20 protein-coding genes are annotated in these 26,988 nt (G+C 39.3%); 7 read left to right on the plus strand and 13 right to left on the minus strand.

Annotated features, from left to right (window positions below):
- Positions 1 to 628: 628 nt before the first annotated feature.
- Complete coding sequence (locus tag BM130_RS14290; RefSeq protein ID WP_010528798.1) at positions 629 to 4,813, minus strand: glycosyl hydrolase; 4,185 nt, start codon at positions 4,811 to 4,813, stop codon at positions 629 to 631.
- A 975-nt stretch (positions 4,814 to 5,788) separates the two neighbouring features.
- Between BM130_RS14290 and abc-f the strand changes: the two genes are divergently transcribed.
- From abc-f to mnmA (BM130_RS14320), 6 genes are all read left to right on the plus strand, one after another.
- On the plus strand, positions 5,789 to 7,666 hold the full coding sequence (gene abc-f, locus BM130_RS14295; RefSeq protein ID WP_029626738.1) for a ribosomal protection-like ABC-F family protein: 1,878 nt from the start codon (positions 5,789 to 5,791) through the stop codon (positions 7,664 to 7,666).
- Positions 7,667 to 7,969: 303 nt separating this feature from the next.
- A complete protein-coding gene (locus BM130_RS14300; protein WP_010528796.1) occupies positions 7,970 to 8,890 on the plus strand; it encodes a prephenate dehydratase in 921 nt (306 codons plus the stop codon).
- A gap of 12 nt (positions 8,891 to 8,902) precedes the next feature.
- Complete coding sequence (locus BM130_RS14305) at positions 8,903 to 10,066, plus strand: pyridoxal phosphate-dependent aminotransferase (RefSeq protein ID WP_010528795.1); 1,164 nt, start codon at positions 8,903 to 8,905, stop codon at positions 10,064 to 10,066.
- Positions 10,067 to 10,068: 2 nt separating this feature from the next.
- On the plus strand, positions 10,069 to 11,178 hold the full coding sequence (locus tag BM130_RS14310; RefSeq protein WP_010528794.1) for a chorismate mutase: 1,110 nt from the start codon (positions 10,069 to 10,071) through the stop codon (positions 11,176 to 11,178).
- 264 nt (positions 11,179 to 11,442) lie between these two features.
- Positions 11,443 to 12,219, plus strand: a complete 777-nt coding sequence (locus tag BM130_RS14315) for a prephenate dehydrogenase (RefSeq protein WP_010528793.1) — start codon at positions 11,443 to 11,445, stop codon at positions 12,217 to 12,219.
- Positions 12,220 to 12,237: 18 nt separating this feature from the next.
- Positions 12,238 to 13,296, plus strand: a complete 1,059-nt coding sequence (gene mnmA / locus BM130_RS14320; protein ID WP_074964409.1) for a tRNA 2-thiouridine(34) synthase MnmA — start codon at positions 12,238 to 12,240, stop codon at positions 13,294 to 13,296.
- Positions 13,297 to 13,306: 10 nt separating this feature from the next.
- Here the strand turns inward: mnmA (BM130_RS14320) and tilS are convergent, their stop codons facing one another.
- The 8 genes from tilS to BM130_RS14360 all read right to left on the minus strand — a co-directional run bounded on the left by tilS (position 13,307) and on the right by BM130_RS14360 (position 20,331).
- Positions 13,307 to 14,635 (minus strand): tRNA lysidine(34) synthetase TilS, encoded by a 1,329-nt coding sequence (tilS, locus tag BM130_RS14325; protein WP_010528791.1) that lies wholly within the window; start codon positions 14,633 to 14,635, stop codon positions 13,307 to 13,309.
- Between the two features lie 11 nt (positions 14,636 to 14,646).
- On the minus strand, positions 14,647 to 15,945 hold the full coding sequence (locus tag BM130_RS14330; protein ID WP_044138855.1) for a chorismate-binding protein: 1,299 nt from the start codon (positions 15,943 to 15,945) through the stop codon (positions 14,647 to 14,649).
- A gap of 88 nt (positions 15,946 to 16,033) precedes the next feature.
- The gene (locus BM130_RS14335; RefSeq protein WP_010528789.1) at positions 16,034 to 16,666 is read right to left on the minus strand and encodes a peroxiredoxin; all 633 of its coding nucleotides are present in this window, start codon (positions 16,664 to 16,666) and stop codon (positions 16,034 to 16,036) included.
- A gap of 348 nt (positions 16,667 to 17,014) precedes the next feature.
- Entirely contained in the window at positions 17,015 to 17,512 is a 498-nt protein-coding gene (locus tag BM130_RS14340) for a metallophosphoesterase family protein (RefSeq protein WP_029626736.1), read from the minus strand.
- A gap of 86 nt (positions 17,513 to 17,598) precedes the next feature.
- Positions 17,599 to 18,804, minus strand: coding sequence for a tRNA 2-thiouridine(34) synthase MnmA (mnmA, locus tag BM130_RS14345; RefSeq protein ID WP_010528787.1), 1,206 nt, complete (start codon positions 18,802 to 18,804; stop codon positions 17,599 to 17,601).
- 108 nt (positions 18,805 to 18,912) lie between these two features.
- Complete coding sequence (locus BM130_RS14350; RefSeq protein ID WP_010528786.1) at positions 18,913 to 19,251, minus strand: NifB/NifX family molybdenum-iron cluster-binding protein; 339 nt, start codon at positions 19,249 to 19,251, stop codon at positions 18,913 to 18,915.
- Positions 19,252 to 19,527: 276 nt separating this feature from the next.
- Positions 19,528 to 19,716 (minus strand): DUF5320 domain-containing protein, encoded by a 189-nt coding sequence (locus tag BM130_RS14355; RefSeq protein ID WP_010528785.1) that lies wholly within the window; start codon positions 19,714 to 19,716, stop codon positions 19,528 to 19,530.
- 189 nt (positions 19,717 to 19,905) lie between these two features.
- Positions 19,906 to 20,331 carry an acyl-CoA thioesterase gene (locus BM130_RS14360; protein WP_010528784.1) on the minus strand — a complete coding sequence of 142 codons (426 nt, stop codon included), beginning with the start codon at positions 20,329 to 20,331 and terminating at the stop codon, positions 19,906 to 19,908.
- 198 nt (positions 20,332 to 20,529) lie between these two features.
- Here BM130_RS14360 and BM130_RS14365 point away from each other — a divergent pair, with 198 nt between their 5' ends.
- Positions 20,530 to 20,934 carry a DUF134 domain-containing protein gene (locus BM130_RS14365; RefSeq protein ID WP_010528783.1) on the plus strand — a complete coding sequence of 135 codons (405 nt, stop codon included), beginning with the start codon at positions 20,530 to 20,532 and terminating at the stop codon, positions 20,932 to 20,934.
- A gap of 166 nt (positions 20,935 to 21,100) precedes the next feature.
- Here BM130_RS14365 and xylE read toward each other — a convergent pair whose 3' ends face one another.
- The 4 genes from xylE to BM130_RS14385 all read right to left on the minus strand — a co-directional run bounded on the left by xylE (position 21,101) and on the right by BM130_RS14385 (position 26,687).
- On the minus strand, positions 21,101 to 22,486 hold the full coding sequence (gene xylE / locus BM130_RS14370; protein ID WP_010528782.1) for a D-xylose transporter XylE: 1,386 nt from the start codon (positions 22,484 to 22,486) through the stop codon (positions 21,101 to 21,103).
- A 132-nt stretch (positions 22,487 to 22,618) separates the two neighbouring features.
- Positions 22,619 to 23,944 (minus strand): xylose isomerase, encoded by a 1,326-nt coding sequence (gene xylA, locus BM130_RS14375; RefSeq protein WP_010528781.1) that lies wholly within the window; start codon positions 23,942 to 23,944, stop codon positions 22,619 to 22,621.
- Positions 23,945 to 23,951: 7 nt separating this feature from the next.
- Positions 23,952 to 25,436 carry a xylulokinase gene (locus tag BM130_RS14380; RefSeq protein WP_074964410.1) on the minus strand — a complete coding sequence of 495 codons (1,485 nt, stop codon included), beginning with the start codon at positions 25,434 to 25,436 and terminating at the stop codon, positions 23,952 to 23,954.
- 294 nt (positions 25,437 to 25,730) lie between these two features.
- Entirely contained in the window at positions 25,731 to 26,687 is a 957-nt protein-coding gene (locus tag BM130_RS14385; RefSeq protein ID WP_254771987.1) for a GntR family transcriptional regulator, read from the minus strand.
- Positions 26,688 to 26,988: the final 301 nt, after the last annotated feature.

A 26,988-nucleotide genomic window follows, 5' to 3' on the forward strand; every position in this document is an offset into this window, starting at 1 on the left:
TAGAAATAAATTTGGGACACCCAAATTTAAAAAATCATGATTGATTTACAGATAGTTAAGAGGGTGCCCCGAAAAAGTGCGGAAAACAGGAAAAAATAGAACCATGGCTAATACATATACGCAATTATTGGTTCATATCGTATTTGGAAAAACACCGTGTGATGACAGAAAATTTCCCGGAAAAATTTAACATTGAATATGATGATTAATATCTGTTTGAATTCAACGATTAATGGTGTCGCCCCGATGGGGCTATGCCTCTTCTCTCATGCCAACGGCTACAAAGGTTATGCTCCTACGGAGCTAATGTTGTGAAATAATAACAGATAAACTAATCATTTGTAATGGCCACCAACCTGATTTGATGGCAGTCCCGTAGGGACGAAACTTTTGTAGCTAAACGGACGAATAAAAAATCCATCAAATTTTAAATGCAAAAAAATGTGAGCAATCTGAACTTATATATAAAGGGCTTCATTTCTCTGCCACCCCTTGACAAATCCAGCTTGCTCACTGAATAAACATTTAGAAAATTGGTTTTACTAAAAAGAAAATGTTTATTTATAAAGCTGTCTAATAAAAGTAAAAATTACACTTCTAAAACACCCTTAATACATAAAAAGCGTATTTAATTCTTTTGGATAACAATTTTGGTTTTAAAAACTGAATTTTGACCATTTGTGATTTCCAAAATATAAATCCCATTAGGTACTTGATGAGGAATTTGAATTTTGCCATATTCCAGGAGGCCAGTTAATATTTTCCGCCCATCAATATTGTATATACCATATTGATAATTATCCTTCAAATTTCCAACTACATTAATTTCTGAATTAACAGGATTTGGAAAAACTTTCAAATTATTGTGATCACTTATCATTTGGAAAGGAAAATAAGTATCCACTTTAGGATTTGGAATTCCATTGTCAATAATATTTTGGATTTTTTCTCGACTCAGTGCATAATTAAAAATGGCAAATTCATCAATTGAACCTATAAACATTGGATCATTAACAAACTGTGATTTACCTATATAATTTTGTTTGGTTATTCCTAAACTTGAAGGTTTAATTGTTATAGTATCAAAAGCCACTAATTCTCCATTAAGATATAAACTTGCAGTATCATTATTTTGTGTAATTGCAAAATGAATCCATTCATTGAGGGGAACAGCAAATTCAAAATTCAATCTTTGTTCTTCACTATTGTTTTTAATAGCATAACGCAATATTGACTTTCCATCAATTTCTCCCGCTTGAATTGTAAAAAACATGTATTGACTCGTTCCAGACCCAAAATCAAAGATTCTCATCCAATTGTCAATTCCGTTTATTTTGGCCCAAAAAACTATTGTAAAATCTTCAATGTCGGCAACTATGCCTTCCTCAATGGAAACAAACGACTCCTCTGAACCAACGAGTTTAATTGCTTTATAATTTTTTCCATCAACATGAATAGCTGTGGCACCTAAATTACCATGAAAACCACCCCAAATATCTTCTGCAAACCTTCCAGAAGGCTCATTAAAACTTAAAAAGAGATGTTGTCCAAGCTTGGGTTTTCCTTCCAGCACCTGGGTCTCAGGGCTTCGTCCGGCTTCATTATGAGCTACAATTTTGTAAAAATAGTCATTATCATTTTCAACATCATAATCAACATACCGTAATCCATCCCAATCAGATGCAATAATTTTAAATTCCCCATTTAGAGAGTCTGCTTTAAGTATATCATATTTAACATCATATAGTAAATCCCAGGTAAGGGTTATTTTCTTGTCTCCCGAAGCAATACGCGGATTCTTTACCTTTTCAGGAGCTTCTAAAATATTGGTTTTTAATTTCAAAACAGTAGAATTTTCACTTTCACCTGCTGAGTTTAAACTTGTTACAACATAATAATAAGTAGTATTCGGGTTTAAATTCTCATCTCTATAGGTTAAAAGATTAGTATGTGATAAAATTGTTTCGAAAGGACCTTCTTCGCTTAAAGATCTCTTAAGATTATAAGATCTGGCATTGGTGCCGGAAGTCCAATTGATTTCAAGAATAGTTGCAGAAATAGTTTTACCTGTAAGGCTACCAGGCGCATAAGGGTTTGGATCTCTGGTTACTTCATGATTATTTGAATAGGCAAACGAACCAAACTTATCAAAAGCTTTGACCCGATAAATAGCTGCATCATAAACATTATCTTCAACATTCAATGTGCTTCCAATATCATAATCAGTAAATTCTTTTATAGGAAGAAAATCATCGTCTACACCATTAATTTTTCTTTCTAAAATGTATTTTAGCCCTAACTCTCCATTAATATCTTCCCAAGAAAGTATCACTTTAGAGTGGTCCTCGTCACTTATAGAACTATTTAAATGAGGCCCCAAAGGTTTCCAGGTATGAATATATTCATATTCACGATTAAATGCGAAATTTGATTTATTAGCCGCATAGTATTTACCCGCAGGCGTAAGCGTATCACCTAACACCAAGGCTCTTTTCTCTTCAACCCAGTCATAAATAGCATAACGCTCTACAAAGGAAGCAGTATCGAGCACCAACAAAATTCCCTTTAAATCATTTAATTGTTTTTCAAATTGTTCCGTTTTATTTTCCGGCCATGGTTCATTTGTCCAGTTAGCTCCATTGTTCCACTCCGTAATCCACAATGGACGTTTATACCAGTTATAAACTTGTTTTAACCGATCATACCAAGTCTGAGGACTCATACCACCCCAATAACAATGTATTGCAATAAAATCCACTCGATAATTAAGTTCCTCAGCTCTTTCCATAAATTGGGGAATGAACCCATTAAAAGGATCAGAAGGCGCAGGGGAACCTAATCTAAGCCCAGACTTCATCATTTCAGGCCATTGAGCAATTACCTGATCAACAGTCATATTAGCCTGATCAGGACGATCAGGTTCATTGAACCCAAGTAAATGATTGATATTAGGTTTATTATTTATGGCTTCCCAACTTGGCCATCCCCCGTTTTGTCTAATGGCTACGTAATCATAATTATCTGAAGAAGCACCACCAATATTCCAATCATAGTACCATGTTGCATTAATCTTATCCGGATTCCAACCTGCTTTTCCTTTTTTACTTACCCAATTCCAGCGAAAAACTCTAATGAAAGAAACGGTCGAATCCAAGCCTTCAGGCATAGTATTGAATACTAAATCATCTTTATCAGCAATAAATACACGGCTAAAGCCTAATCCATCCGGATTGGTTGCCAATGTAGCCATATAACCTTTTTTTAATATAAATGATCTAATTGCATTGTCAAATTCTCCCAGATTATTATAGTATTTTTCGATGGCAAAATTCATTGACTCGCCGTTTAAAAAGGGTTCGGAAAATACAACCAGGGCCTCTTTATCTGTTTGCTTTCCGTTAGGAATAATTACAGTACCATTTTTATAAATTGCAATTCGAATATTTTCATTGTTGCTTGCTGGTATACCATTTATTATGATTTTATCGAGCCAGTCGGATTTTACCACCGATGGTCTTATATTATCGAAATATACCCAAGCGTCATTAGAGTTTATTTCAACTCTTGAATTTACTAATGGATTATACTCTCCAGCCAGATGTAACTCTGTTGACCCGTCAAGAATGAAGTTTTTATTTATGGATGTCGGATACGAAACAATTTTATCACTAACCAAAATATTTTGTCTTGGTCCTTCTACAAACGGTTCCGGAGCATATGCACCTTCCTCATATGTAACTGACAATATTTCCATATCTACAGAGCCGTCCGTATAATTTTTACCGAAGATAAATCGTGGAGAAGAATTGACTTTATTTAGTTTTAATTGGCCAATTGAAAACAATCCCCAATCTCCTGTAAAGGTAATATAATAAATACCGGCCTCATTAGTAGTAAAAGTTAAATCACTTTTATTCAAAACACCCTGGTTTCCATTGGACAAGATCTTAGATGCAATATAGTTATCAGATGAGATCGACTCATTAATTCCTACAGTCATAGTCCGATTTCCTGTAGCGTTTGCCCAGTATGCGTGTAGCAATGATAGATTATAGGTAGTGTTTGCTTCTAAAGTAACGGGATAGCCATAAACGGTATTAATAATACTATTGTTATCCCATCTAATGAACATTATTCTTCCAATAAAAATTTCTCCATTCAATGTATGGGTAACATTGTTCTCATCCACATCCAAATACCGTACTCCACTGCCAGAATTGGCTGTATTAAAAATTTGTTGTGTTGTTCCTGTGTAATCCCATCCATAGTCACTCGGTTTTCCTAAATTGTCTGATTCTGTTCCGGCCCAGTCAGAAATTAAATTGGTTTCTTCTATTTCATCTTCCTCAACTTCTTCTCCATTTTTAATATTTTTTATATGCATTAAAGGCTGTGAATCAATAAATGCACCATTTTGAAAGATGTATGCTGTATCACTTTTTACGGCAATACGAATAGTTTGATCCTCCCGTGGAGTAACAAAAGAAATTGGATTACTGACAGTTAATGGACTCGTCCACTTAAGGAAGGTTGTATCAAGAGATAGACGAAATCCTTTTAACTCATAATTACGAGCTTCCATATCAAGACCTCGTCCCTGGGCAGAATTTATTCTGGCTGATACCTCAAGGGAATATTCCTTTCCAATTTCATGTTCAATTTTAACTATATCAATTTCATTAGATTTGGAAAATACCCTTTGAGATAGTAACGTTTGACTAAGTTCACCCTTAATTGGTAAACCAGGATTCTGTGCAACAATATGAAGAGAAATAACAATTAAAAAAAGAAAAGTAAAAAATCTTTTTTTCATACCTTGAGTTTTTATTACTTTTTTTATTCTTTATAACTAAAACAATATATACGATTGTATCATAAAAACTTCATCAGCATAAAATTTATCTAATGAATTGGTCTACTGGAATTTAAAATTGATGGTTCGTCATTAGTGATTAGTCTATTTAGCCCATCAATCCCTTCAATCTTTTCAATCTCAAAAACCAACAGCCTAATGGCCTCTTGACCTAATACCCCCTTCTACCTGTGCACTTCTGCCTATATACTTTTATATATATTCTTGTTGTGGAAAGACTTCTTGCCAGGCTTGATACATTTGTATAAAATTTGACCTCCATAAGACTCTTTTACTTTTCAATAGTCCCTAAATCTTTTTCGACCAGTAATTTTTTTTGTGCCTGTTCTCAAATTCAATCACACATAATGTTAAACGAAAAATTTTTAGGTAATTATAATTCGAAATTCACTGGTTAATTTCACCTATTTTGGCTTAAGAACTTACTACAACAAACTACGAATTAATTTCTTACTCAAATAAATTAATTATACCAAAATATCAATGACATAAATTCAGTGTTTTTTTAAATAAATTAAATCCTGTGCAATAAATTTAAATTTTGTTATAATTTTTTTATGCCCACCCGACTAGAATGATCAACAATAATTTAAAAATTCATAAAAAAGATATTCCAGAAAAGGTTTCTTAATAAGAATATTTATAAAATAAAGCCATACCTATATTTGACTTAAATTCTGCCTTCTTATATTTTGACATTCGACTGCAGAAGTAAAATTTGTATAGAAAATTTTCCCCCCAAAATCCTGCCTTCATCCCTCCAATTTAATTTCAATTACCTCAGTTAAGGTCAAGATTATTAAATTTGCCGATATACAAAAAAACGATAAGCTCATCTGCCAAAAGCCTTTTGTGGTGATGATGTGGAATGAGCCCTTCATTAATACAACATTTCAATTAAGGAATAAACACCTTATGGCCAACATATTATCAGTAGAAAATCTGACACATCACTGGGGTGATATACGTCTGTTCAGCAATCTTACCTTTGGGTTATCGGAGGGCGATAAAGCCGCCTTGATAGCGCGCAACGGAACGGGGAAAACCACATTGCTCAACATATTGGCCGGTCAGTTAGCACCTGATGAGGGAGAGATAACCATCAGCAAAGATGCCACGATGGGCTATTTGGAACAATCACCATCATTTCAACCCGGGTTAACGGTTCTGGAAGCCATTTTTAATTCCGACAATGAGGTGGCCCGAACGGTCAGCCAATACGAAAAGGCGGTGCTCGAAAACAATGATGAAGAACTGCAAAGGCTTTTGCCCAGGATGGAGCAATACAATGCCTGGAGCTATGAAGAAAAGGCCAAACAAATTCTTTCAAAATTAAATATTAACCGTTTTGACCAACCGGTAGAACAGCTTTCGGGCGGCCAGGTGAAGCGAGTGGCGCTGGCATCGGTACTCATTACCGAGCCCGATTTTCTGATTTTGGACGAGCCAACCAACCACCTGGACCTGGAAATGATTGAATGGTTGGAAGATTATCTGAAACGCAGCCGGATGACATTGTTAATGGTTACGCACGACCGTTATTTTTTGGACAGCGTTTGTAATCAGATTTTTGAACTTCAGGATGAAACGCTTTATCATTTTAAAGGGAGCTATGCCTATTATCTGGAAAAACGGGACGAACGCATCCAGCAGAAAAACAAAGAAATAGAAAGGGCCCGCAATTTATTGAGAAAGGAGCAGGAATGGATGAACCGTCAGCCACAGGCTCGCGGTACCAAAGCCAAATACCGGGTCGAAGCATTTGGTGAACTTAAAAAAAGAGCCTCGCAAACCACCGAAGAACAAAAACTGGATATTCGTTTTAGTGCATCGCGCCTGGGACGTAAAGTCCTCAATTTACACCACATTAGCAAAAGCTTTGACGATTTACGACTAATAAATGATTTTTCATACAAATTTGTCAGAGGTGAAAAGGTAGGCATTATCGGCAAAAACGGCAGTGGCAAATCCACCTTTCTAAATATTCTCACGGGCGACCTTCAGCCCGACAGTGGCGAAATTGAACCGGGAGAAACACTCAAAATTGGCTATTACCGTCAGGAAGGGATGGTCATAGATGAACGAAAGAGGGTATTGGAAGTAATTACCGATATAGCCGACCATATAATGCTGGGGAAAGGGCAATCTATGTCGGCCGCACAATTTTTGCGTTATTTCATGTTTCCCAACGAAATGCACAATGTGTTGGTAGAAAAACTTAGCGGCGGCGAAAAAAAACGGCTTTACCTGATGACCGTGCTGATGCAAAACCCCAACTTTTTGATATTGGACGAGCCCACCAACGACCTGGATATACTTACCCTAAACGTATTGGAAGACTTTCTGACACAATTCGACGGTTGTGTTTTGGTAGTATCGCACGACCGCTACTTCCTGGACCGCACCACCGACCATCTTTTTGTTTTTAAAGGCAACGGCATTATTAAAGATTTTCCCGGAAACTATACCGATTACTACCTGCAACAAAAGGAAGAAGAGAAGAAAAAACGTTTACAAAAAGAGAATACCCCGAAAAATAAATCTGCCCAAAAGAATAAACCACCCCGTAAGCCGGCTCCCAATAAGCTTACCTTTAAAGAAAAGAAGGAAATGGAAGAGCTGGAAAAACGCATGGAAATATTGGAGGCTGAAAAACAGGAAGCTGAGACATTGCTCAGTTCGGGCAATCTACCGTCCGACCAATTGGTAGAAACCTCTAAACGCCTGGGTGACTTGTTAAAAGAGTTGGACGAATGCGAAATGAGATGGCTGGAACTCAGCGAAAAGGAGTAACAAAATGTTATTATTTCCCGTGGTGCAAATATCATTTTCACAAAAAATGAGCTGATTTTTTTAATTTTTTTCAACTTCCTGTTGTGTGAAATAGAATTAATCTCTATTTTTGCCCAAGCAAAAGTCAATTGAAAATATCGGACCATTATGCAAAAGCATGCCTACTCATACTTTTTTTATTTCTTTTTTTACTTTTTTGGTTCATCAACCAGAAGGGGCAGGCTTATGCATAACTAAAAGAAACGATTCGGAAATTAAATATGCATCCCGCCCCTGAAAGGCGGGATTTTTTTTATTAGTACTATGAGCGAAGGAAAGACGATAAAAGTAGCGATTCAGGGGATTCCGGGTGCTAACCACGAGATAGCGGCCCGAGCCTATTTTAAGGACCAAAAAGTGGAAGTGGTACCCTGTTACACCTTCCGCGACCTGTTTAAAGCCATGCATGCCGACCCCGAATTAAGAGGTATTATGGCCATCGAAAACACCCTGGTAGGCAGTTTATTGCCTAACTACACCTTATTAAGAGAATCGGGTTTTACCATTCAGGGCGAACATAAATTACGCATAAAGCACCACCTGATGACCCTGCCGGGACAATCGATAAAAGATATAAAAGAAGTTCACTCCCACCCTATGGCTCTTGCCCAATGCGAGGAGTTCTTCCAAAAACATCCGCATATAAAACTCATCGAGAGTGAAGATACTGCCTTGAGTGCCAAACAAATTGCCGACCGCCGGGTTAAAGGAATTGGCGCCATAGCCCCATCGTTGGCTGCCAAGCTCTACAACCTCGAAATAATAGAACGAGGCATCGAAACCAACAAACATAACTACACACGCTTTTTGATACTTGGCCGTGAAAATAAAGCTGAAAAAGAAGCTCTGCTGGCTCAAAATCGCATCAATAAATCTTCCCTGGTATTTTCCTTACCTCACGAAGAAGGCAGCTTGTCAAAAGTACTTACCATACTGGCTTTTTATAACATCAACCTGACCAAGATACAATCGCTCCCGGTTGTGGGAATTGAATGGGAATATTTATTCTATATCGACATAATGTTTAACGATTACGAACGATACTTACAGTCGTTAGATGCCATTCGCCCCCTATGCAAAAAATTACGCATCCTTGGCGAATACGAAGCCTGTACCACGACCCATTCCACCAACGGGGATTCTACCGAAAGCAAAGAAGTTCACAAAGCACTAACATCTATATAATTATCGAATATTATGGTCACACCTGCTCAAAGAATCAATCAGGTTAAAGAATATTACTTTTCTTTAAAACTGAAAGAGATAGCCCGAATGAATGCCGAAGGGAAAGAGGTGATCAATCTGGGGATTGGAAATCCCGACCAACCGCCTGCACCCGAAGTGTTAGAGATTCTTAACACTACTTCTCTTCGATCCGACGTTCATGGATATCAATCATATATCGGCATCCCAACCTTGCGTCAGAGCTTTTCAAAATGGTACAAACGCTTCTATGGTGTCGCACTGGATCCGGAACGTGAAATACTACCCCTTATGGGTTCGAAAGAAGGAATCATGCACATATCCATGGCTTTTCTCAATCCCGGTGACGAAGTTTTGGTTCCCAATCCGGGCTATCCTACCTATGCCTCGGTATCACAAATTGTTGGTGCCAAAATCATCAGCTATGACCTTCAGGAAGATAAAGGATGGCATCCCAACCTGAAAGCTTTGGAAGAAAAAGACCTGTCAAATGTAAAATTAATGTGGGTCAATTACCCCAATATGCCTACGGGTGCACCCGCCAACAGCAAGTTATTCGAAGATTTGATAGCCTTTGGGAAACGGCACCACATTATTATATGTAATGACAATCCGTACAGTTTTATATTAAATGACAATCCACAAAGTATTCTGTCTGTTCCCGGTGCCAAAGATATAGCTATAGAACTCAATTCTTTGAGTAAATCACATAACATGGCCGGCTGGAGAGTGGGTATGGCCGCCTCTAACCCACAATTTATCGAATATATCCTTCGCATCAAGAGCAATATGGACTCAGGCATGTTCCGGCCCTTACAGGAAGCGGCAGCCAAAGCTTTATCACTGTCAGATGATTGGTATCAACAGGTAAACCGGGTATATAAAAATCGGAAAAAACTGGTTCTGGAAATACTGAAAAGCCTCCAATGCACCTGGCAGGAAAATCAAAGCGGCATGTTTGTATGGGCCAAAATTCCGGCGCATTATTCATCGGCCAAAGAACTGTCGGATAAAATATTATATGACGCTCATGTTTTCATAACGCCCGGATTTATATTTGGCAGTGGAGGTGAAAGATATATCCGTATATCCTTGTGTACGCCCGAAGATAAATTAAAAGAATCGCTTAACAGAATTAAAAACCACATAACGAAATAACCATGCACAAATTGAAGATACAGCCCATCCAGCTCCCGGGTCTGGAGCTGAAACGCCCTATCATCATTTCAGGGCCTTGCAGTGCCGAAACAGAAGAACAGACATTAAATACGGCAAAAGAGTTATCAGCGCGCGGTATCAAGATATTCCGTGCGGGGATTTGGAAGCCCCGTACCCGCCCTGGTGCTTTCGAAGGGGTCGGAACGGTGGGTCTCCCCTGGCTCAAGCGTGTCAAAGAAGAAACCGGCATGTTTATCTGTGTAGAAGTAGCCACTTCACATCATGTTTATGAAGCTGTCAAATTCGGTGTCGACATGGTATGGATAGGGGCACGCACTTCGGCCAACCCTTTTGCAGTTCAGGAAATAGCCGACGCATTGAAAGGTTTAGATATGCCTGTGATGGTAAAAAACCCTGTCAATCCTGATCTGGAACTCTGGATTGGAGCTCTGGAACGACTGAACAGGGCCGGCATCACCCGCTTAGCAGCAATTCACCGAGGCTTTAGTTCGTATGACCAGTCCGAATTTCGCAATAACCCACAATGGCAAATACCCATTGAGCTAAGACGCCGTATCCCCGAGTTACCCATCATTACCGATCCCAGTCATATCGGTGGCAACCGCGAATTATTGGCAGGCATAGCCCAGGAAGCGATGGACCTGAACTTCGACGGCTTGATTATTGAATCGCATATATGTCCCGACAAGGCATGGAGCGATGCCAAACAACAAGTAACACCAGAGATGTTAAAAGAGATTCTCGATAATTTGGTATTGCGGCGGCCCAAAATCGGTGAAGATACACCCCGTGTCACCCTCGATGAACTAAGAAAACAAATAGACCAGTTAGATGATCAGTTGCTTGATCTCCTCAAAGAGCGGATGAAAATATCTGAAGCCATTGGAAAATATAAATTTGAAAACAACATTACCATTCTTCAGACGCGACGTTACGACGAAGTGCTGAATAATCGACGCGAACGTGGTTCTCAACGAGGATTGAACGAAGATTTTATCACCAAAATTTTTGAGTCGATTCACGAAGAGTCCATAAACCGGCAAAGTGAAATCATGAACAAGGCTCTAAAAAAAAGCAAAAAACAAGAATAACCTTAGGGAAATCCTTCGAAATAAAAGAGGGTATCTAAATAGTCTGAATTTTACCAGCGTAACTAGCCGGAACATTATGAAACACTTTGAAACAAAAGTTTTTATAGTATCCGAATAGTTTTCGCAAAACATCAAATGGCTTTTGGATACCTTTTTCAACCTAATAAATTAGATTAATTTTAAATAGATTATACCGTAATACACGCAAATGGCTACATCAAGTTATGCGTGTATATTAGCAAAAAGAAATATAAAGAATCAGTAATGAAGATATGTATCCTTGGAGCGGGCAAGATGGGCACGTGGTTGACCGATGCCCTATGCTTACAGCATGAAGTGGCAATATTTGATCCCGATCTGGAACGGTTACGTTTTGTTTTTAACACCCAACGGTTAACCAAGCGAGAGGAAATCACCCAATTTGCCCCCGAATTATTAATCAATGCGGCCAACCTAAAATATACCATCCCAGCTTTCGAATCGGTATTGGACTATCTTCCCGAAACCTGCATAATATCGGATATAGCATCGGTAAAAACCGGATTAAAAGAGTTTTACGAAAAAACGGGCCGTCGGTTTGTATCGACCCACCCCATGTTCGGCCCTACTTTTGCCAATTTGAAAGAACTAAAGCAGCATCATGCCATTATTATCAGCGAATCGGACCATATGGGAAAAGCCTTTTTTAAAGACTTTTTTGGTTCGCTGGGACTTAACTTGCACGAATACAGTTTTGAAGAGCATGACCAAACCATTGCTTACTCACTCTCCATTCCCTTCTCATCCACCCTGGTATTTGCTGCCTGCATGAAAAAGCAGGATGCTCCGGGAACCACCTTTCGCAAACATCATGACATTGCAAAGGGTTTACTCTCAGAGGATGATTACCTGCTAACCGAAATATTAATGAATCCCTACACCATTGAACAGGTTGAAAACATCCGGCAAGAGTTAAAACATCTGATAAATTTGATAAAAAACAAAGACACTGAAGGATTGCAGGCATTTCTGAAAAAAGTAAGGGAGAATATTAAAGAGTAAAGCCGCTTACAGGTGGATATGAATATTAAACCGTCAAAGATATTAGTAGGGATGAGTGGTGGTCTGGACAGCACCATGACCGCTTTGTTATTGCAGGAATCAGGTCACACCGTTGTGGGCTTAACACTAAAAACCTGGCACCGGCAACCGGACACCATGGAAAAAGAAATAAGAAAAGTAGATGCCATTACCCGCCAATTGGGTATTGAGCATCATGTAGTAGATGTACAAATCCCTTTTCATCAATCTGTTGTCAACTATTTTTGCCGGGAATACCTTGTTGGTCGGACGCCCAACCCTTGCAACAGGTGTAATCCGATAATAAAATGGCCGACCCTGCTTCAGAAGGCACAAGAACTAAATTGCTCATACATCGCCACGGGACATTACGTACAAAAGGAATTTGTCAACAATAAATGGTACATTAAAAGAGGGATGGATTTATCCAAAGATCAATCCTACTTTTTATGGAATTTAGACCAACCCGTTTTAGAAAAGGCCCTATTCCCGCTGGGTGATATGACCAAATCGGGAGTTCGCCAACTTGCAATCAGCAAAGGACTCCAGGCCATAGCCCAACAAAATGAAAGCATGGGGGTTTGTTTTCTGGACGGCACTAACTATCGGGAATTTCTTGCCGAACAGTTAGACCATACGGCCCTCCGTCCCGGCGATATAGTTGATGAAAAGGGGAATGTACTGGGGAAACACAACGGAATAGCGCATTATACCATAGGTCAGAAAAAAGGGCTGGGTCTTAACGATACCGGTTGGTTTGTGGCAGCGCTAAAGGCAGACACAAATCAGGTGGTAGTATCTAAAACGGCTTCATTAAAAACCGAAAGTCTTAATTTAAAAGATTATTATCTTGTGGACCCGATGGGTGCAAATAACTCCCAAAGTGTTTCGGTCCGCATAAGAGGTATTGACACAGTCCCCATGATACCCGGTACCATTCAGCGCATATCAGAAGATAAACTTAAAGTAGTATTTGAAAAACCTGCATGGGGGATAACTCCCGGTCAAAGTATTGTATTTTACGATAATGATTTAGTAATTGGAGGAGGTATTGTCTAGGCCCAATAGCTCACCCCTCCTCCATTTTTATTTCAAGTATATTTTTTGTTTTGGCAGTAACTTTAAATCGATCATCGATTCTACGTCCTACCACCCAAACAATTTGGTCGCCGGAAAGTAAAAGCCAGGTTCTTTCTTTATCCACCAACGAAAATTTCTCATCCACAAAAAAGTCACTTAATTTTTTAAATGTTTCCATCCCCAGCGGACGAAATTGGTCGCCCGGTTTCCAATGCCGTAAGGTAAGAGGAAATTCAATCATATCGGCATCCAGGTGGATGCATTGGGGACTACGGGAAAAGCGAAAATCGTTGTCCGGAACAAATCGGCGAATTTTCAACGGTACCGGCTTCAAAACTTCGGTTTCATCACTGTTAATATAAAAGTATTCCTGCTCATCTTTTTCCTTAGGAACCACAACCAGGTTAAAACGATCCCTTATCAATCTGTAATTGTCGGAAAAAAATTGTTTGCCGGGAGTACCCTCCAACCCATCAATAATTTCGGCAACGGTTTGTCGGTTAAAGCCATAAGGTCGCAACAATTCAAACAGCACGGTGTTTTTTTGAGGATGCTGAGCTATCAGTTTAATTGGTATCATCCAGATATCTCCTTCCCCGGCCACCATATCCTTTTTCACCCTTTCAACCTCGGTTTCAACGATTTGCCAAGCCTCCTGAAGGTTACGGAAATTTTGCATCATTGTATAAAAAAAGCCGGGATTTAAATCTTTGAAAACCGGCATCACAACATGCCTTATGCGATTCCTTTGAAAAGAAGTATCAGAATTCGAAGAATCCGTTCGAAACGGAATATTATGAATCCGGCAGTAATCTTCAATTTGTTCGCGACCGACAGATAGCATGGGTCGGACCACTTTCCCGTTGATAACCTGCATTCCTTTCAATCCACGCAAACCCGTCCCCCGAACCAGATTAAGAAAAAAAGTTTCAATCATATCGTCACCGTGATGCCCGGTAACAATCCATCGCAGATTTTCACTTTTCAACAACTCATAGAACCACGAGTAACGAAGATCGCGAGCTGCCATTTCTATGGAAATCCCCCTGCGTTTGGCTTCTTCCAATGTATTAAAATGCTTAACAAAAAAAGGAATATTATTTTGACGGCAGTAATCAAGCACAAATCGTGTATCTTCATCCGATTCCTCCCCTCTCAGATGAAAATTACAATGAGCGACCGTACAATGATAACCTGACGCATTTAACAAATGCAATAAAGCCATAGAATCAGGGCCACCGCTCAACGCCACCAATAAAGGATCATTTTTATTTATTCCGTAAGAACATAATGTTTCCTCAACCTGCTGTTGAATCATAATAAATAAATTTAACTAAAGATATTATTAATAGCGCCGGCTTTCAACAAACACTCTTGATATTCGTCGTGGGCATTACACGCATCGGTAATGGCACTGCCCACCGGAAAAGAGAGATACCCATTTAATTGATTGTATAAAAAGCTACGAATCACCACGTTGAAATCAAAATCCAATTCGGGTGTAATATAACCTACCGTACCGGAATAGAGACCTCTGGCACTTTTTTCATATTTGTCGATAAGATGTAAAGCCTTTATTTTAGGTGCACCCGTCATAGAACCCATAGGAAAACTATTTTTCAAAGGGTCAAGCCAGTGGGCATCCGGATGTAACTGGCACGAAACCGTTGAAATCATTTGATATACACCCGGGAAAGGTAAAACATGGCATAACTCATCCACTTTAACGGTACCCCGTGCTGCGGAGCGCGACAAGTCGTTTCGCACCAAATCGGTAATCATAATATTTTCAGCCCTTTCCTTTTCCGACTCTGAAAGACTTCTCATTAAATCAAGATCCGTTTCTCTGTCATTGCTACGACCAGCGGTGCCTTTCATGGGTTGAGATATAATTTTTGCTCCCTTCTTTCTTAAATAACGTTCGGGAGAAGCTCCTATTAAAAAAGCATCATTATCCCGCACCAGGGTCGAAAAAGGCATTGGAGCAACTTTCAGCAATTTATCAAAAAGAAAAGCTGTATCGAGCCCTGCTACCTTGGTGAAAAGTTCCATGCAAAAGTTTACTTCGTAAATATCACCTCTGCGTATATGCGATTTGAGTTTTTCCACAGAATGAAGATACTGATTCTTAGACATATTAAACTTAAAGTCAACTGCTGGCAACTCACCGGGATTTACAACCATCTGGGCTATATGACGAATAAAATCGTCACAGGATTTTCGACTATCCCAATGGGTATTATACCCCACATACCAGTTTCCACCTACCCGTTTTACCAAAAAGCGTGGCCGAAAAAAACTAAACCGACGAAAGCCAATCTTATCGGGATGCGAGGTAGTTAATAGTGGCTCAAGGTCGTTCTTAAAATCAAAAGAAAAATATCCCAAATACCAATCAGAAAATGAATTGACAACCCGATCTAAATGTGCAACAGAATCATTAACCACATCAATAGCATCGAAGCCTGCCAATAAGTCAAAAGCCTTGTAGTGGTGCGGGTTATCGTTGTAGAAAGGATATTTATCAACCAAAATCACCGCATATTTAAAGGCCCTGACCATTCGGTAAAGCTTTCGTTCAAATTGCTCATCCCGGTCATCGATAGAAATAGAAATCCATTTACGCATAAAGGCAAAAATAAATGGATAATTTACCATAAACAAAAAAGCCACCCTTAAAAAAGGATGGCTTAAAGACAATATTTACAAGTTAAAATTAGTTTTTACCCAAATACTCGGCAATACTTTCCTGAGTGGGTTTAAGAGCTTCCTGACCTTTATGCCAGTTGGCGGGACAAACCTCACCGTTTTCTTCGAAGAATTGCAAAGCGTCGACCATACGCAGTACTTCGTCCACGCTACGTCCCAAAGGCATGTCGTTAACAACCTGATGGCGAACAATACCTTCTTTATCGATCAGGAAAAGACCTCTGTAAGCCTGAGGTACTCCTTTAAATACAGCTTTCCCGTTTTCATCATATTCAAAATCGCCTGCCAATACGTCATAATTTTTGGCAATGGTCATGCTGCTGTCGGCTACCAACGGGAATTTAACACCTTTGATACCGCCATCTTTCTTTTCGGTTTGCAACCACTTCCAGTGACTGAATTCCTGATCGGTGCTTGCTCCTACTACTGCAACGTTTCTTTTTTCAAACTCTTCCATTTTATCCTGCATAGCCACAATTTCAGTTGGGCAAACAAAAGTGAAGTCGGCAGGATAGAAAAAGAAAACTACATATTTTTTACCTTCGTATTGTTTCAATGAAAAGTTTTCTACGATTTCCCCGCCGTTTACTACAGCAGGTGCCTGAAATTCCGGTGCTTTTTTTCCTACTAAAACAGCCATAATTAAAATATTTTAATTTGTTAACAATTAATTAATTATACATCTTTATCGATAGGCAAATTTACAAAGCAGAATTTTTTCTGCAATAAATATGGTACTATTTTACCTTTTATTTTATCTATAGATATTGATAAAAACTATAAATCCACTATAACATATTCATAGTTATTATTATACCAAATAATAGAAAGGCGAGACTAAAAAAGAGATTCTTATAACAATAGAAAAAAGAAATTGACTTAAAGTACCCTCAAATGCATGCGTCCATCTTAGCAAAAGATTTAAAAAGCGGAAGAAGCTTACGGTAATTATGCAATTAGATTATTATGCCCAAAAGTTGTTAGGATATTAGAGACGAGGGCCCAGTTCAATCACTTCCAAATCGTGCGGTTGCCCATTTTCTATAGTAAATCGAAGAGCTGTACGTACTTTATGGAAACCATTTTTACCGGCAGCACCGGGATTCATATGAAGCAATCCCAATTTTTTATCGTTCATCACTTTTAAGATGTGACTATGTCCTGAAATAAATAGATCAGGTGGGTCTTGTAATAATTGTTGACGAATAGAGGGAGCATACCGACCGGGATACCCCCCTATATGAGTCATCCACACCCTTAAGCCTTCGCATACAAAACGTTGGTGTTCTGGTACCTGAGCACGGATTTCCCAACCGTCAATATTGCCATATACGGCCCTGCACATTTTAAATGATTCAAGGTCACAAAGCACATTTTCACTGCCTATATCTCCGGCATGCCATATTTCATCGACCTCACTAAATAAATCAAAAAGTCTGGGGTCTAAATAGCCATGGGTATCTGACAATAATCCTATTTTCTTCACTTCACTACAATTTCTCATACACATCCCGTGAGGGGAACGTGCCTCTATTATCAATAAAAATGACCATAAGAAAAAAACCCGGAAAATTAAGCAATCACCCCGGAACCGGTCAATTCATCATCCTGATACCAGGCGGCAAATTGTCCGGGCGTGATACCCCGTTGCGGCTGGTCAAACACTATATATAATCCGCTTTTTCGTTGATATAGAATACCATCCTGAAGCGGTTGCCGATACCTGATACGGACTTTAAGACGTCTTGCCTGCCCCATGTTAAGAGCCAAATCGGGACGTACCCAATGCACCTCATCATTACTGATTTTAAGCACTCGTCGAAATAATCCGGGGTGTTGTTTTCCCATCCCCACATAAACCTGATTAAAGTTTACATCAAGGCCTATAATAAAGAGTGGCTCCGGGAATCCTCCAATATTCAACCCTTTCCGCTGCCCAATGGTATAAAAATGGGCGCCGTTATGTTCTCCAATTTTAGAGCCAAATTTGGGATGAAACGGATAAGGTTTAGCCAAAGTATCCAGAATTTCATCCGAAGGGTTATTATCAGCCAACTGCCATTGACGGTTAAAAAGCTCAGATTCGGGTGGCACTAAAAAAACTTTTCCTTTTTTGGGTTCAAGTTTCTGCTGCAAGAAAACAGGTAAATCAACTTTACCGACAAAACAAATACCCTGCGAATCTTTCTTATAAGCAGTTACCAAATTTAATTCGGCAGCGATTTTTCTGACTTGTGGTTTCACCAAATCACCAATTGGGAACAAAGCTTTGGCAAGTTGGGCTTGCGAAAGCTGACAAAGAAAATAGCTCTGATCTTTGTTTGAATCAGCGCCTGCCAGCAACCTGTAAGTTTCTCCGGTTGAAGATTTTATTGTTTCTTTCCGGCAATAGTGTCCTGTCGCAACATAATCTGCTCCCAGTTCGAAGGCCTTCTCCATGAAAACATCGAACTTAATTTCGCGATTACATAAAACATCCGGATTAGGTGTTCGCCCTTTCTCATATTCCGAGAACATATAATCCACCACGCGAGCACGGTATTCCTTACTCAAATCAATAAAATGAAAAGGTATATCCAATTTACGGGCAACAGCCTCAGCATCAAACTTATCATCGAGCCAGGGGCAATCTGCTTCAAGCACTCCCGTTGTGTCGTGCCAGTTTCTCATAAACAGCCCTACAACATCATAGCCCTGCTCTAATAAAACTTTGGCAGCAACACTGGAATCAACACCGCCGGAAAGGCCTACCACAACACGTTTTCTTTTCTTCGTCATCTATCACAATAAAAATTAAAACGCAAAGTTAATGGTTTTATGCAAACATATAAAAAAACAGGACCTCCCGACGAGAGATCCTGTCCAACCATTTGTCAACAAAAAATTTTAATGGCTGCACTGATTCGCACCGACAACTAACTTATCGTTAATAAAATCTTCGAGCAATTGTTTCGGTTCTTTTTGTGGAACGCCAATAACAGGGTTAATACCAAATTGTTTGAACAGTTCCAAAGCCTTTTGACCTATTCCACCAACCAAAACAACATTGACACCCAAAGCCCCGAGCCATCGGGGAATGACGCCGGGCTCATGAGGCGGCGGTACTTCTTCTTTTATTTGTCGTATTTCACCATCAACCACATCGGCTATTATGAAATACTGACAATGGCCAAAATGAGCACTTAAAAGACCATTGACAACAGGAATTGCTACTTTTTGATTCATAGATAAATTCGTATTAATGTAAATTCAAAATTAATTTAGGTCATAATTCTGATGGAACTTAAAATTAGTTTTTAGTAGATAGTGAATAGTCTTTAGTCCAACACTAATTGACCAGAAACTAATTACTAAAAACTTACTCTGCCTGTAACTTTTTATACATAGTTCTTTTGCGACAAACCTTCATTGTCATATTCGTTCCAATAAAAACAACCGGCCAAATGATAAAAAAAGCTATTTGTAAAATTCAACCGGCTGTCCTCAATCACACAAAAACAATTAAGATTGTCCACCTGTTCCGCGGCCACGACCTCTTCCACGGCCCATTCCACGACCTCCTATCCGACCGGCTCTGCGACGGTTATCTTCGTTATTAAAGCCGGGGGTAGAATTACCACTACAAAAACCTTTACCTCTTCCGGAGCGAGGACCTTGTCCTGCTGGTCCGGTTCTGTCACCTGCTGGCATAATACTATTTTTTTAAATTAAATATTGCGATCGATGCTTTCAATACAGCATATTTTCTATTTAGCAATTAAATGCTCTTGAAAAACAAGTAAATTGATTTACTTCATTTTAAATATTATATGCCATATGATAAAAATCCGGCCTTACCATCTACAAAATGAACAAATGTTCATTTAATATCCAAATTTTTTAGCGCTTTTTTTTAAATAAATTGGTTAAATGATGAAAAGAGAGGCGTGTTACCTTATTACGTTCATTTAATGCAACCATAATAAAAAGAGCTTTAGCAGCGAGTGTTTTATCATCGGCATATAAAGGTTCGGAAAAAAGTTGCACCTCCACCTCCAGTTTAACCGGCCCGGCAGTCTTTACATTGGCTACCATTTCAACGATAGAGTTTTCTTTCACCGGTGCGATAAATTCCACCTTTTCAACTGAGGCTGTAAACATTTTTTGCCGCGTGGCACGGGTAGCACAAATAAAGGCGGTTTCATCCATCCATTTCATAATTTCCCCGCCAAACAATGTTTCATTGGCATTTAAGGTACCGGGAAAAACCATTTTGCACAACCTGGTTTCAGCATTGCCGTAAACTTGTATATTACCCTTACGCATTTCTAAAAAAGTTAATATATAATTAATTAGTCAATACAAAACCCACACTAACAGACAGGTTCTGATTTGACAAAAATAATCAATTATTAAATAATACTATTTTTAGTAATATATAATTCTTGTTGTAACAAACTTTCATTGTCATGCATGTTTCTTTATCTTTGTTGCATTGAGGAGAAACCACCAAAACGAAGACAAATGCCCAATCAACGAAGAATCAGAAAGATAGACGCACCACCCAAAATAGAAGGATTCAAACCCGTTGGCATAAAAATGAGGCAGCTGGATAAAGTCGTATTGTTATACGAAGAATATGAATCTATCCGCCTTATCGATTACGAAAATATGAATCAGGAAGAGGCTGCTGAACGAATGAATATTTCCCGTCCAACCTTTACGAGGATATACAAAAAAGCTCGACAAGCGATAGCTAAAGCCATGGTTGAAGGAAAAGCTATAATCATTGAAGGAGGCACTTATACAACCGAGAACTATTGGGCACGCTGTAAAAGGTGTTCCCGAATCACCACCGCTGCTACTCCCCTATCCCATTGCCCCCATTGTCATTCATCCGACCTAAATAATTTGCATCAACCTGAATAAAACAAGGGTGCCTCCAAAGCCGGGTTAACAGTGCGTACATTGTGCTAAAGATTCATAATTGCTTATAATGAATACCTTAGCCTGGAACAAAACGCATCAAACCCAAGAATTAAAGACACCCTTATGGCCGGTATAAACCGGGCAAAAATTCACTTACACGTCTCAATTACTTCTTTTCCCAAAGAGCTTCCATATCCTCAAGCGTACGCCCTTTGGTTTCGGGAACAAATCTCCACACAAACAAAAGCGATAAGACACTCATAATGCCATAAATGCTATAAGTCATGGCGCCACTATATTCCATCATAGCCGGATAGGTAGATGATACAAGATAGTTGGCAGCCCATTGTGCGGCAACAGCGATGGCCACGGCTTTACCGCGTATCTTGTTAGGAAATATTTCAGAGATAAGCACCCATGTAATAGGTCCCCAGGACATCATAAATGAGGCAGTATAAACAATCATAAAGACCAGAGTGCTAATGCCAATAATATCATAGAAAGCTAATCCTGCAATAGCAAACATACCAACAGCCATCCCTGCCGACCCCACAATTAACAGAGGTTTACGGCCCCAGTTATCAACAGTAAAGATGGCCACAACGGTAAATACTACATTTACGAATCCCATAATAACGGTTTGCAGCATAGAAGCATCCTTAGCCGCACCCATGCTTTCAAATATCCGAGGGGCATAGTACAGCGCCACATTAATACCCACAAATTGCTGAAATACAGAAAGCAAAATACCTATAACAATAACTTTTTTCCCGAAAGAGAACAATCGTTCTGAGGTATGTTGCTTTAGACTTTCTTTGATATCTTTCATAATGGCGTGGGCAACCTCTTTCCCGTTTATTTTGGTAAGAATCTGCAAAGCTTTTTCTTCTTTGTTTTTTAACGCCAGATATCGTGGTGTTTCGGGCACAAGAAACAAAAGGATTCCAAAAAGACCGGCAGGAATGACTTCTGACACAAACATCCTTCGCCACCCAATTTCGTTAATCCATTCAATAGTTTGACCGTGAGCAATTCCCCAATTGACAAAATAGACGACCAACATCCCGAAAATAATGGCAAATTGATTTAACGAAACCAAACGGCCGCGAATGTTGGCAGGTGCTACCTCACCAATATACATGGGGCTAAGCGCCGAAGCCAGCCCTACACCTATTCCTCCAATAATACGGTAAAAGTTGAACATGAGTAACAATCCGATAGTGGGTTCCCCCCGCTTAAAAAACAAGAACTCGGGATAACCTGAACCTAAAGCAGAGAGAAAGAACAAAATTGCTGCAAACTGCAAAGACCTTTTTCGTCCAAACGAAGTAGCCAAAACACCTGAGATGAGGCCACCAATGATACATCCGATGAGAGCACTAGAGGTAGTTATGCCATGAACAATAGAGCTTAACCCCTGACTTTCAATCAAATATGCCTGAACCGATTTTTCGGCACCGGAAATAACAGCGGTATCGTAGCCAAAGAGCAGACCACCAAGGGTTGCTATCAATGTTATGGTAATTACATAATATTTATTTCGACCATCCATTAATTTATTATTTAAAATTTGGTTTTGGAAAACAAAAGCGAAAGGTAATTAACAAAAACAAGCATAAACAAAGGAAGTATGACAGGAAAAATTATCCTGTCTACTTCCATAATCTTCGTATACAATATCAGATTAAATGTACAAATTGATAAGTTGCTCATAAAGTTCCTGCTTTCCACTAATTTGAGCGGGTTCACCAGCCTCGAGAGCAATTTTACGCAAATCTTCAAGGGTGAGATTACCCTTTTCAAATTCAGCCCCTTTACCAGAGTCGAAAGAAGCGTAACGTTCGGCACGCATTTTCTTATAATCAGACTCACGAAGGATTCGATCAGCAGCTTTCAGTGCCCGGGCAAAGACATCCATAGCCGCAATATGAGCAATAAACAGGTCTTCCAAATCAGTAGAATTACGTCTTACTTTAGCATCAAAGTTGACCCCCCCGGTAGTAAAACCACCGGCTTCAAGGATTACCAGCATGGCTTCGATGGTTTCGTAAATATTGATTGGGAACTGATCGGTATCCCAACCATTCTGGTAATCACCTCTGTTGGCATCAATACTTCCAAGCATACCGGCATCTGCGGCCATCTGTAATTCATGCTGGAATGTATGTTGCGCCAAGGTAGCATGATTTACTTCAATATTAAGCTTAAAGTCTTTGTCCAGTCCATAGTGACGTAAAAACCCAATAACGGTTTCGGCATCGAAATCATATTGATGTTTGGTGGGTTCCATGGGTTTGGGTTCAATCAGGAAGGTCCCCTTAAAACCATTCTTACGCCCATAATCTCTGGCCATAGTTAACAGTCGAGCCAAATGTTCCTTTTCACGTTTGGTATTGGTATTGAGTAAAGACATATAACCTTCCCGACCACCCCAAAACACATAGTTGGAACCGCCGAGCGCAATGGTTGCATCAATAGCATTCTTAATTTGAGTACCGGCGTGAGCTACTACCGTGAAATCAGGGTTGGTGGCGGCACCATTCATGTATCTTGGATTACTAAAAACATTGGCGGTACCCCAAAGCAGCTTAATACCTGAAGCTTTTTGTTTTTCTTTGGCATATTCGACCATTTTCATGAGCCGTTCTTCAATTTCGCCAACACTCCCATCACCGGCAACATCCACATCATGAAAGCACCAGAAAGGAATGCCCATTTTAGTCATGAACTCAAAAGCGGCATCCATACGGTTTTTATTTCGTTCCATAACGTCAGAAGAGTCATCCCATGGGAAAATTCTGGTTCCCGGACCAAAAGGATCTCCACCGTCACCCGTTAGGGTATGCCAGTAGGCCATTGCAAACCTAAAGTGATCTTTCATGGTCTTTCCGGCCACCACTTCGTCTTCGTTATACCATTTAAAGGCCAATGGATTTTTTGAATCTTTACCTTCAAATTTAATTTTCCCAATACCTGGGAAATACTCTTTTTTTCCAATTAAAACGTCCATAAATCTTTTATTTTAAAATGTTATTCAATTTTTGCTTCCAATCTTCATAATAATTATTGATAGTGTCAGCTTCGTGGTTTGGGGTGATGACTTCCAGTTTATTGAGATTTTCAAAGGCTTCCTGAGGCGATTTCCAGATACCGGCACCGAGCGCAGCACCTCTGGCGGCACCCAGAGAGCCGTCGGTATCATAAAGTTCCACTGTAGCCCCTGTAAGATTAGAGAGCGTTTGACGGAACAAGGGGCTCAAAAACATGTTGGCTTTTCCGGCACGAATAACGTTACCCTTCACCCCCATTCCTTGCATGATATCCATTCCGTAACGAAAACTAAATGCAATTCCTTCCTGGCCGGCTCGCAATAAATGGCTCCGATTGTGTATATTAAAATTCAATCCGGATAATGAAGCACCAGGATTAAGGTCACCAAGTACCCGTTCAGCCCCATTGCCAAAAGGGAAAACCCTCAACCCTTCGGCACCTACCGGTGCTGTCAATGCCTCGTCATTAATTTGTGAATAGTCCAGCTCACGGGCTGTATTTTGTCTCAGCCAGGCATTTAAAATACCAGTACCATTAATGCACAACAAAATACCCAAGCGCCTCTGGTGCTTGGTATGATTGACATGCGCAAAGGTATTGACTCTGGATAAAGAATCAGGTACCAATTGGTCGCTAACACCGTAAACGACACCTGAAGTACCGGCGGTAGCGGCCACCTCTCCTGGTTCCAGAACATTCAGCGAAAAGGCATTATTGGGTTGGTCACCAGCTCTGTAGGCTACAGGAATACCGGCAGTAAGCCCTAATTCTTCCGCAACCCGGGGCAATAAAAATCCTTGAGGTGCAAAAGTGGGTACCTGTTCGGGAATAAGTGATTTAGAAAAACCAAAATAATCCAACAACTCCTCAGAAATTTCATTAGTCTGATAATCTATAAATATCCCCTCAGACAATCCCGACAGAGTAGTATTTTTTTCACCAGTTAACCGAAAAGCGATATAATCACCTGGCAGCATTATTTTATCAATACGCTCATAAATTTCAGGCTCATTTTCTTTCACCCACGCCAGTTTGGCAGCAGTGAAATTTCCCGGTGAATTAAGCAAATGCTCTAAAGCCCATTTCTCACCCAAAGCATGGAAGGCTCTCCGGCCATAATCAACAGCCCTGCTATCGCACCAAATAATACTAGGCCGTACCACCTTATCATTTTTATCCAAAGCAACCAATCCATGCATTTGGTAGGTAATACCTATAGCTTTTATTTCAGCAGTATTAACCGACGATTGGCTGACCACTTCAGATAAGGCTTTTTTAAGATTTTGCCACCAATCTTCAGGCGACTGTTCAGCCCATTCCGGCTTCGGAACGGAAATGCTCATTTCGGTTTTGGGATAAAATGCCGAAGCAACCCCAACCCCCTTTTCAATGTCTAATAAGCTCACTTTTACCGAGGAGCTCCCTATATCAAATCCTAATGAATAAGCCATAAATACACTGTTCTGTTCTGATTCGTATATAATTTTCTACTCAAATATTATCTTAATTAATTTTTTCAAAAAGGGAACCAGCAAATTAGTTTTGGTGCCTGTTTTTTAGCCCTAGTTGCTTAGTTCTTAGTATCGGGTATAGCATTATGAATCTTATTGATCCTTTTCGGGCAAAAAAACAAATGGTGCTCTGAATACTTTAAGCATACCCGTTTTTGCCTTGATCTCTTATTTATACATGTTGTTAATTTTTATAGTCATGCACAATTCCTAACTTTTAAAAGAAACAAATCTTCAAAGTGATTCCCGAATATGAATAGTGGTTGGTACGCACACCCTCATAGGAGCATCATTGGCCACAAACTCAGCAGCTTTTCTTCCCAACATTCTGAAATCCGTTGAAATAACAGTTATTCCCTTATAAATAAACTTCTTCATTGGTGTTTCATTATAAGAGATGAAGCCCACATCTTTACCGGGTTCCAGATTTTTTTCACGCGTTTGCTCTAAAAACCGCCCTAAAATGCGGTCGCTTACACTTATATAAGCAACTCCCTTTTCCACATCGAATTGAGAACTGTCGTATAATACTTCATGTTTCACCCGGTGTTTCCTACAAAATTTCTTAAAGTATTGCACCGAGTCATAAGGATGGTTTGTATATTCAGGATAAACAAAGACAAACTTTTCATACTTACGGATAAGATGAAGAATCTTTTCCAACTCCACCAATACAGGCTCTCCAAAGTCCTGATACAATACGTTGTTGGTAGGCGTAGAATAAATGTTCCAATCGATGAGCAATAATTTTTCTTCAGGCAACAGGTTTAAAGTATCAGGGATGGAAGGATGGTCGAAAGGCATTATCACATATTTGGCATATTTGCCGATACTTTCTTCTATCTGTTTTCGAAAAACGTCTGGTTTATAGTGATGAAAATGAACATCAGCAATTACATTTTTCGGCAGATTCTTAAAAAAAGAATCATAAAGCACCTCTTTATAGGCCTTAAAAGTATCCAGAAATAAGAAAACTCTGCGAATTTCTTTAGCAATAAAATAACCTTTATTGGGAACCGACTCCACAACCCCCTGTTCCTTTAAGAGAGAGTAAGCCTTAAAAACTGTATCCCGTGAAAGATTATATTCTTTACAAACTTGATTTACCGAAGGCAAATGATCACCAATATTTAAACGCTCTTCCGAAATGGCATTATTAACCGATTCAACCAATTGCCTAAATTTCGGCACATCTGAATTTTTATTGACTAAAAATTTAAAATCTCTTTTTTCATCCATTCTGTTCTGGTATGCGATTGGCACAAATATAAAAGTTTTCGTGCGTTTTCACAATAAATACTTCTAACAATTACTGGATTATTAATTCTTTTGACTGGAGTTTCCTCAAAAATCCGCTGAAAAGAGACAAAACATATAGAGCCTTAGGTAATTAGAAAGAAAGAAATCTGAAAAGTCATTTTAAAAAAAGATTCCTTAAAAAAATTGCGTCCATTTTACGATCTTCGCTGTTAGACTAAACTTCAGAACGCTT

Source organism: Thermophagus xiamenensis (genome assembly GCF_900112795.1).
Lineage (GTDB): Bacteria > Bacteroidota > Bacteroidia > Bacteroidales > Marinilabiliaceae > Thermophagus > Thermophagus xiamenensis.

Bases quoted from the DNA above. Each gene is read 5' to 3' on its own strand.
- abc-f (WP_029626738.1), top strand. From the start codon at position 5,789: ATGGCCAACATATTATCAGTAGAAAATCTGACACATCACTGGGGTGAT.
- BM130_RS14380 (WP_074964410.1), bottom strand. From the start codon at position 25,436: ATGGCTTATTCATTAGGATTTGATATAGGGAGCTCCTCGGTAAAAGTG.
- xylA (WP_010528781.1), bottom strand. From the start codon at position 23,944: ATGGACGTTTTAATTGGAAAAAAAGAGTATTTCCCAGGTATTGGGAAA.
- BM130_RS14355 (WP_010528785.1), bottom strand. From the start codon at position 19,716: ATGCCAGCAGGTGACAGAACCGGACCAGCAGGACAAGGTCCTCGCTCC.
- BM130_RS14330 (WP_044138855.1), bottom strand. From the start codon at position 15,945: ATGCGTAAATGGATTTCTATTTCTATCGATGACCGGGATGAGCAATTT.
- mnmA (WP_074964409.1), top strand. From the start codon at position 12,238: ATGAATATTAAACCGTCAAAGATATTAGTAGGGATGAGTGGTGGTCTG.
- BM130_RS14365 (WP_010528783.1), top strand. From the start codon at position 20,530: ATGCCCAATCAACGAAGAATCAGAAAGATAGACGCACCACCCAAAATA.
- mnmA (WP_010528787.1), bottom strand. From the start codon at position 18,804: ATGACGAAGAAAAGAAAACGTGTTGTGGTAGGCCTTTCCGGCGGTGTT.
- xylE (WP_010528782.1), bottom strand. From the start codon at position 22,486: ATGGATGGTCGAAATAAATATTATGTAATTACCATAACATTGATAGCA.
- BM130_RS14305 (WP_010528795.1), top strand. From the start codon at position 8,903: ATGGTCACACCTGCTCAAAGAATCAATCAGGTTAAAGAATATTACTTT.
- BM130_RS14350 (WP_010528786.1), bottom strand. From the start codon at position 19,251: ATGAATCAAAAAGTAGCAATTCCTGTTGTCAATGGTCTTTTAAGTGCT.
- BM130_RS14310 (WP_010528794.1), top strand. From the start codon at position 10,069: ATGCACAAATTGAAGATACAGCCCATCCAGCTCCCGGGTCTGGAGCTG.
- tilS (WP_010528791.1), bottom strand. From the start codon at position 14,635: ATGATTCAACAGCAGGTTGAGGAAACATTATGTTCTTACGGAATAAAT.
- BM130_RS14315 (WP_010528793.1), top strand. From the start codon at position 11,443: ATGAAGATATGTATCCTTGGAGCGGGCAAGATGGGCACGTGGTTGACC.
- BM130_RS14290 (WP_010528798.1), bottom strand. From the start codon at position 4,813: ATGAAAAAAAGATTTTTTACTTTTCTTTTTTTAATTGTTATTTCTCTT.
- BM130_RS14300 (WP_010528796.1), top strand. From the start codon at position 7,970: ATGAGCGAAGGAAAGACGATAAAAGTAGCGATTCAGGGGATTCCGGGT.
- BM130_RS14360 (WP_010528784.1), bottom strand. From the start codon at position 20,331: ATGCGTAAGGGTAATATACAAGTTTACGGCAATGCTGAAACCAGGTTG.
- BM130_RS14335 (WP_010528789.1), bottom strand. From the start codon at position 16,666: ATGGCTGTTTTAGTAGGAAAAAAAGCACCGGAATTTCAGGCACCTGCT.